This is a genomic window from Paenibacillus sp. LK1 (genome assembly GCF_002750415.1).
GTDB lineage: Bacteria > Bacillota > Bacilli > Paenibacillales > Paenibacillaceae > Paenibacillus > Paenibacillus taichungensis.
This window is the reverse complement of record NZ_PEII01000005.1, coordinates 451,928-459,527: the sequence shown is the minus strand read 5'-3', so window position 1 is coordinate 459,527 and position 7,600 is coordinate 451,928. Positions and strand designations below refer to the sequence as shown.

At 37.6% G+C, this 7,600-nt stretch carries 6 protein-coding genes; all 6 read right to left on the bottom strand.

The annotated features are described in order from the left end of the window. On the bottom strand, positions 1-2,449 hold a 2,449-nt coding region (locus CS562_RS14675), incomplete at its 3' end, for a hypothetical protein (RefSeq protein ID WP_143813562.1). A 220-nt stretch (positions 2,450-2,669) separates the two neighbouring features. Then, positions 2,670-3,806 (bottom strand): homing endonuclease associated repeat-containing protein, encoded by a 1,137-nt coding sequence (locus CS562_RS14670; protein ID WP_099856715.1) that lies wholly within the window; start codon positions 3,804-3,806, stop codon positions 2,670-2,672. Positions 3,807-3,934: 128 nt separating this feature from the next. After that, positions 3,935-4,309, bottom strand: coding sequence for a phage tail tape measure protein (locus tag CS562_RS14665; RefSeq protein ID WP_099856713.1), 375 nt, complete (start codon positions 4,307-4,309; stop codon positions 3,935-3,937). 220 nt (positions 4,310-4,529) lie between these two features. Next, positions 4,530-5,984, bottom strand: coding sequence for a phage tail tape measure protein (locus CS562_RS14660; RefSeq protein ID WP_099856711.1), 1,455 nt, complete (start codon positions 5,982-5,984; stop codon positions 4,530-4,532). Between the two features lie 81 nt (positions 5,985-6,065). Continuing rightward, positions 6,066-6,479 (bottom strand): hypothetical protein, encoded by a 414-nt coding sequence (locus CS562_RS14655; protein WP_099856709.1) that lies wholly within the window; start codon positions 6,477-6,479, stop codon positions 6,066-6,068. Between the two features lie 50 nt (positions 6,480-6,529). Beyond that, a complete protein-coding gene (locus tag CS562_RS14650; RefSeq protein ID WP_099856707.1) occupies positions 6,530-7,531 on the bottom strand; it encodes a tyrosine-type recombinase/integrase in 1,002 nt (333 codons plus the stop codon). Between the last annotated feature and the right edge of the window lie 69 nt (positions 7,532-7,600).

Sequence of the window (7,600 nt, the reverse complement as noted above, 5' to 3'; positions counted from 1 at the left end):
GAGAAGCATATTTATTGATTATATCAGCGTATTTGCCATTGTAGCTCCCCCCAGAGGTAGGAGCCGAACTTGCTACTGATTCAGTAGCGTCAGATGTTTTGGTTGTAGTCGTGACTTTATATGAAACAAGTTTACTTGGGTCGGCTATCCCTTGTTCGAGTAATTTTGCCTTTTGTTCTAATAGTTTATTTTCCTCAATGATCGATTTGCGATAGGCAGCAGATCCCTGTTCTAAACTCTTTTGCTTATTATGTAGGGAGTCTATGGCAGCTTCAACATTTTTAAGCTTCTTTTGAAGATCAGTTAAGACTTCGTTCGTCTCGCTGTATGATTGATTCGACTTGTCATTAGATTTAGTCGCATCTTTTGTGGCTTTGTCGCCATTTTCTATCATTTGATTGGTGTCAGAACTAATACTCTTCCAAGTCTGTAGTGTTGCAATTAACTCTGTTAATTTTTCTTTTTCATAGGTTAGGTCAGCCTGTTTCCCACCAGCAGATCTAACAGCGCCTATTCTGGATTCAGTCTTGATATCTTCTAATGGATCTTTTCCAGCAATGTCTGAATAGTCTTCTTTCATCTGGTCAATGAGTTTTTGTCTCGCGCTCATTTCTAATTCAACAGTAGCTATTCTTTTCATGGAGGCTTCAATAGCTATTTCTGTTTTCTTTATTTCAGCATTGATAAACTCTGTTTTCTCTTCCTTTTTTGCTTTAATGAATTTCAAAATAGAATCTTTACTAAGACCAGTAATCTTAATGAAGTCACCATATTTTTCATTCATTTTCTTGATTGTGTCAGCAGAAAGAGTATTCTTCTTGGCGAGTTCAGATTGAGCTTTATTTAAAAGTTCAACTTCTTCTTTTGAATTGGTTGCCCAAACTGAGAGCTCATCAAGCTTCTTAGACATTTCACTAACTTTTTGTCCTGTTTGATCGGCAGAAATGCCTAAACCATCTACAGCATCTTCAGTATTCTCAACGCCTTCGACTACAGGAGCGTAATCGACTTGTGAAATAGCAGCGCCCATATTTCTATATGATTCAGCAGTTAAGTTAGCAACACCCGGCAGAGACTCTAAAAGTTTCATCCCTTGAGCAGCGTTTTTTATATTTCCGCTTTGAACGGATTCAAAAACTTTGCTTAGATTGTTCTTGATCTGATCAGCAGGTATTTTACTATCAGCAGCAGCGGTAGCATATATGTCAAGAAACTTGCGAGTCATTCCATTAATTTTGACATTATTTCTTTCCTGCTCATCAATGTATTCTTGACCAGCATTCTTCAATATTAATGCCTTTTTATTTGTGTTTTCCTGCAACTTAGTGTTTGCTTCGTCATATGCTTTTGTTTCAGCTTCAAGAGCTTCTGCCGCTCTTTGTGCAAATCTACTATTAACATCATAGTAAGAGTCATTTGGATCTGTATTTGCTAAAACTTTTTGTCGAAGTGCATATTCTTCTTCTGCTTTTTTCTTTCGTTCGGCAAGTTTACTGACTTCATCTTTATACTTGGCAATATTGCCTTCGATCTCTTTTGCATTGGCAGCATAAGCTACTTCAGCTCGTTTGTTTTCAATTGCGATCTCATCTTCCATCAAAGAGAGCTTTGCTTTAATGGCCTCACTATTTTCATTAATAGCTTTAGTTTGACCATCTATTCCCTGAACAGTAATACCATACTTAGAAGAAAGCTCACTTTCAATTTGTGCTAATTTGGTTTTTTCGTCGAAATTGAGAGATGTCTTTTTGGAAAGGGTATCATACTCTTCTTGAAGTTGCTTGAGATTAGCTAAATCATACTTCTTCTCATTGAGTGCTTCAGTTTTGTCTGTGAAGTCTTCAGTAGCTTGCGTTGCCGAGGAAAATAAACCAATTATGCCTTCCAAAGCCCACCCAATTGCTGCAAAAGCAGCTCCTACACCTGTAGCAACGAGCAAACCACGCAAAGCCACCTTGGCAATATTTGCTGCTCCAGCCATGCCCATTAAGGAAATTTTAGATGCAATTGTAGATAGAGATAGTCCACGCAGTCCTGCTGATGCACTGCCTGTTTGAATTGTAATTCCAAATAACGAAGCGATTGTCTTAGTCATTTCTACAATTAACATTTTGAAACCTATATGAAGTCCAAGTAGAGCAACACTTGCCAGTCCGAAGATAACTGGGAGTGCACCGACTGCATCAACTACACCTGCAACACCGTTTAGCATGGAGGCAAGGAGGGAGGTAAGTGTGATGATTGTATCTGAGATAATTGCATCACCAAAGGCGAGTGACATAGTTTCCCATGCAGTTTTCATTTTTTGGATTCGTGCTTCAAGTGATTGCATATATTTCTCATTTTCTCGTGTAGCTGAACCTTGAGAGCGGATAGCTGTTTCAGTGGCTTGAACAGATATATCATAGTTGTCGAGCAAGGCAATGAAACGCGACAGCTGGTAACGCAAAACTGTTACTTTCAGGCATAAAACGCCTTACTGACTATACTTAAAAAAGTATAGCGGGGAAGGNCGCAAAACTGTTACTTTCAGGCATAAAACGCCTTACTGACTATACTTAAAAAAGTATAGCGGGGAAGGTTCTTCCAAAAGTGTCTTTACACTTGACCTTCCCTCTCTATGTTTCCATAGATGTTCAGACTATAACATCTTCTTTTTACAAAGAAGGTCAACGTTTAGTCGTTACGGTTGAAACGTTTGTGAGAGGTTTGAAAATTTTATGTAGTTTATTTAAATCTTTTCTGTAAAGAGCGATTAGTTTGATGTCGTTATCTTTACATATGTCAATTTTTTGATTCATCTTTTCCTTGTAACTTTCTCTTTCTGGCATACCAAAGTACTCTATAATACTTCCATCTTCCAGTACCCAATCGGATCTCTTTCTTCCACATCTATCATCGTCAACAAAGTCTGCGTATGGTACTTCTTTCTCAAAAGAAATGTTGTTTTCTATGAAAAATTCAGTTATTGTGAGTTCCGCATAGGATAAGCAAACTGTACCATCAGAAGCACTATGAAAACCGCAGTTTCCAAAAGTGTTTATAGGATTTGGAGTTAAATTTGCTTCTGAGCAAGCATTGTTGTATGAACCAAAGTATCTAAAGAAAGTCATAGGAGAGGGGATGTCTTCATCGGCCAATATCTCATCCGCTGTTGGAGTATGCCCAAGTTTTTCTGCAAGTGTTTTTAAGCTAGTAATTAGTTCGTCATTTGAGAACTGAACATTTGTTATGCTCTTTTTTAAGCCCAAGTTTACAGCCTGACAAATAATCGCAGTGAGACTTCTGTTTTGAAAGTGTTTACTTTTCAAAATTCGGTTGGGAGTATTATGATACTTGTCTTTTAGTAGTTCATTCTCTTCCTCAGACCATCGTTCTCGTGAAACTATACCCATTTTGCTAGCTTTTGTGTGAATCGCTGACTCAGTTCTAGAAGGGAAGAACTTTTTAACAAATTCTTTTGTGGGCATTGAACTGTAGTATTTTCTAATATACTCCAATTCTTCAGATGAGTAGTGATAATTCTCTCTTTTTATTTTCAACTTTGATGCCATTCGAATGATTTCCTCTTTGGGGAATCTATTAATCTCGAACAGAAGAGTTTCCCAAGGCTCTGTAGGGTAAAGACTCTCTAGTATGTTTATTTCATTTTGAGTCCATTTTTTATTAAATCTAGGTACATTGTATTTATCAAGTATTTTGTAAAAGTTTTTTATATTGTATTTTTCACATATATCTTTTGGCTTAATTCCACTTTTATAGTCTTCGATGATACTAAGTTCAATATCTTTATGTATGTAAATCATTCTCCAATGCTAATTGTCTCTCTCACAAGACGCCTTACCTCGGTATTGCCTTCGACATGACTCGCTAAGGTGTCCACCGATATGGTTGACTTTGCATAAATCAATCACTTGATTATGGGGCCGTTATGTTAACCCGCCAGCTGTACTGCCGTATATTGTTGTTGCTCTTTAGATAATCCAGTCCATTTACCCGCCAGATCGTCCATAATGTCTGAAACATCTCTGACATCGCCGTTCATTTCTCGCATTGAGACACCAACGCCATTTAGTACTTCCTCTGATTTTGCCATTGATGTCATACGGGAATATATGCTTTTTAAACTGTTACCCACTACTGCACCGCTTTCGCGCGTTGCAGTAGTAATTGCTGTTGTATTTCCGAGGAGAGTCTCCATAGAAACACCGAAGGTATTCGCGGATGAACCTGCTTTTGTCATAGACAATGCTAAGTTTTGAGTTGTGATTGCGAAGTTGTTATCGCTATATCTGTTACTTTCAGACATTTGCTGTCCTACTGACTACGATGCTCGTAGCGGAAGCACTTCTTCCAAAAGTGTCTTTACACTTGAGTGCTTCTCTCTGTATTGCTACAGAGTGCAGACTGTCGCTTCATCCACTGAATAGTGGAGCCTTTTCACTCAGTCGTTCAGGCTGTATTTAAACTTGCCCCTTGTTATCCCAGTGGGAGATCCAAGTCAATCAGAAAAGGTTTGTCTACATGCATTACTGCATGAGGAGACCGATGTTAATCTCATTTAACTTATTCGCAATTTCAATACTTTTCCCAGCTTCAACATTGAAGATTGTCATAGCTGCTGTTAACGTATCTACTGATTCTTGAGGTGTTAATTCAGATATGTTCTGTAATAGCGTTGATGTCTTTGCAAGATTCATAGTTTGATCTTCATCGAATCCCATACGAGCAAAACCAATAGCATTCTCGTTGACTTCTGTGATACTTCGACCTAACTCATTAGCCAATTGTATGCTTCGACTCAACATACCTTCAAAATCCGTTGATTCATCCATTACACGTTTTAGTTGAGTCATTTGACTATCTACTTGAATAATGACATTGGTCATATCTTTCAATGCTCTGATGGTCAAGTAAATGGATGATGTAGCACCTGTCCACAGTGCTACTTTGGATGCAGCACTCGCAAAGCGCTCTCCAAGTGTCTTAGCTTCATTTCCTGCTAATTTTGCTTGAGAAGTTATCTGTGTTAGTTTAGTTTGCAACTCGGTCAATGCATTCTTATAATTGCTAACCTTTGATATATTCCCTAACTGAGCATTTAGCGCGGTTAACTCTGCTACCGCCGAAGCGTTACCTTTAAATTTAGTTTGAGCTGCTGCAATTTTTGCTTCCATATCTGCAACAGCTTTTTTCCTATTTAAATTCTCAGTCATTGCCGCTGCATGTGCTTTATCTAATGCATCACGATCACGAGCAATTTTTTGCTCCTCAGCAAACCGAGTACGTAATTGAGCAAGAAACTGTTGATTACGCTGTTCTTCTTCTTTTAGATTCTTGTCAGCCAACGCCTTACGCGTAGCATATTCTTGTTGAGCTGCTTGTTCGCGCTGCTTATTTATCGCTTGCTCTTTTTGTAAAGCATCTTGTTGTTGTTTGAGATAATCTGTTATCTGGCTATAATTCTTAACATTTTCATCTCGATCTACATTGACACTAACTTGTTGACCAGCCTGATTTTTATATGTATTTGTCGTACTATTGATTTCGCCAAGTTTGTTCTTATTGGCTCTGGTTCTTGCTAGTGTATATCCATCTAATTCTTTCTCAAGTTGTTGAAGGGTTTTCTTTTGTTCTGAATATGCCTCGGTTTCTTCATTTATCTTTTTGGTGGTCTGCGTGATGATTGAGCCGTTGGCTAATTGTTTTTGTGTTACTTTCTCTATAGAGCCATCCAACATTTTGGTTGTCTTAACTGATTCATTGACTACCTTTTGTTGTTGTTCTAATGCTGTATTTAAAACTTTTGTAGCTGCTATAAAGTCATTCATTGACTTAACAAATGATTTATCGATATCCACTTTCAAATTTAAAGATTTGAGAGAGGGGTGGCTGGCTAAAGCCTTGATATCATTGTTTATGTTCTTAATGGAGCTACCCACGTTGATGGATGAATCTATGAGGATACGTAAATCCGTGTTCATATTACTTAAATCACTTCCTTTTTGCTTCTAATATCTAAAGAGAAATAAAAAAGAAGCGATTCAAATGATCGCTTCCCAATGTTACTCATATTCAATTTGTTCAACCAGTTCACAGACCATATCATAAACGTCTGCTTCATCACCCTTAAATGTAGAAGGGGAATGATTGAGGACACTATCTTTAATGGACAATAACATTTCTCTGTTGTTGATATCCTGTGGAACCTCATATGCTTCATTCATTAACTCATTGATATCGGCTACACGCTTCACATTATCTTTGATTAGATAATCACCGTTCTCCTTAATTGGTTGATTATTTTCATCATGCGCTATGTATTGCTTATTGATCACAACAGTTTCGTCTAAAACTGTTTGGAGTTTATCTATCAGTAAATTCTTAAAGCGTGTTCTCATACGAGAATCTTTCCGTTCCAACTCAAGCGAGTGGAGGAAGACAATTAATTTCTCAAGTTGATGATTGTATATTTTCATTATTTGCTCCCTATATGTTCAAATGAAATGGTAATTTTACAGTGATTAAATTAGAAAATTTGATTTTTCTCATCTTCAAAATCGCGCAAATCATAAATCGATGTTGTTGAGATATCATTGTGATGTGCTACAAATTTAGACACCAAATTAATGTCAACACCTGTCTCCAACAGATATGTGATACATGAATTCTTAAATATATGTACGTTAACTCTTCGCTCTAAAATGTCTGATAGCGTATTGGAACAAAAGTCATCTGCCCATGCTGCTGACATAGGTTTGATCTCATTACCGTATTTAGTGGTGAAAATGTGCTCGCTGTCATAACCACGAGTGTCGATCCATTTCTGAATATGGGGAATTACATCAAGGGGAAACATGTACTGTAAAGGTTTACCATCTATAGATTTACCCTTACCCCTAACTGTATGAGAGGTTACATAGTTCTGTCCTTCAGGGATTCTATAATCTAGAATTTCGGTTTTGAACTGGATAATCTCTGAACGTCTTGCCCCAACTCTAAACGCTGTCGCAAGCCATGCCATACCTAGCCAATTTTCATCTTCTTCAAGGACGCTCATTAACATGTCATATTCATCTTTAGTTACTTTGACTTTTTCATAGACACGGTTTTTTGCGATAGGAGGGAGACCACGAGTGAAATTTCTAAACTGTTTATAATTCTCTTCTTCTTCGGCAATGATGTTCTCAATGTGGTTACAGAGACTGGAGATGACAGATTTACGGAGTCCTATTGCCGAGGAAGACATTTTTCTATTGTCGCGTATGTAACTGAGGTATCTTAAAAAATCGCGTTTTGTGATCTTATAGAAAGGCTTGTTGTTCATGGAGTTTACCATGTACCATCCAAACTGACGTATCACACTTGTATATTGCTTTCGTGATGCGGGGGAGAGATCTTGTACTGAAACGAACTCTTCAGCGATTACCCTATAGTCTTCGTTAACTTGAAGCCACATTTCCTCTGTTACTTCTGCTTGTTTCTTGGCTGGTTCTCGCAATGTGTTTTGCTTAACTTCTTTTTTACTCATTTAACATCATCCTTATGTATATTGATCGTAACTTTCCAATGCCATAATCAACACGCTCCCTGTGTTTTA

Coding starts and splice junctions, on each gene's coding strand:
- CS562_RS14670 (WP_099856715.1), bottom strand. CDS start 3,806: ATGATTTACATACATAAAGATATTGAACTTAGTATCATCGAAGACTAT.
- CS562_RS14665 (WP_099856713.1), bottom strand. CDS start 4,309: ATGTCTGAAAGTAACAGATATAGCGATAACAACTTCGCAATCACAACT.
- CS562_RS14660 (WP_099856711.1), bottom strand. CDS start 5,984: ATGAACACGGATTTACGTATCCTCATAGATTCATCCATCAACGTGGGT.
- CS562_RS14655 (WP_099856709.1), bottom strand. CDS start 6,479: ATGAAAATATACAATCATCAACTTGAGAAATTAATTGTCTTCCTCCAC.
- CS562_RS14650 (WP_099856707.1), bottom strand. CDS start 7,531: ATGAGTAAAAAAGAAGTTAAGCAAAACACATTGCGAGAACCAGCCAAG.